This window comes from Chryseobacterium sp. SIMBA_029, from assembly GCF_046535275.1.
In the GTDB taxonomy this organism is placed as follows: Bacteria; Bacteroidota; Bacteroidia; order Flavobacteriales; family Weeksellaceae; genus Chryseobacterium.
Genome location: NZ_JAWRXA010000330.1, coordinates 1 through 271, shown reverse-complemented (window position 1 = coordinate 271; position 271 = coordinate 1). Strand labels below are relative to the sequence as shown.

General features: G+C 64.9%; 1 protein-coding gene. It reads left to right on the top strand.

Annotation, left to right across the window (positions count from 1 at the left end; genetic code table 11):
- On the top strand, positions 1 to 271 hold a 271-nt coding region (locus SB679_RS24335; RefSeq protein ID WP_410704828.1), incomplete at both ends, for an ATP-binding protein.

The following is a 271-nucleotide window of genomic DNA, read 5'->3' as shown; positions in this document are numbered from 1 at the left end:
GGAGATCGAGGGCGCCTCGGTCGGTGAGATCGTAGAGCGGGTTGTCTCCGCCCATGAGACGAGGACGGCGAGCACGGTCTTGCGTAGCGTCGAGGACGACCACTCCGACCCCTCGGCCGCGGTGAAGATCTGCGTGTACCGATTCGTACAGGAAGCACTCAACAACGCCTATCGCCACGGTGGCGGCATCGAGCAATCGGTGACGGCGCGTGTGCGCGACGGCGAGGTGCGGATCGAAGTTCGCGACCAGGGCGATGGCTTCGATCCGAAC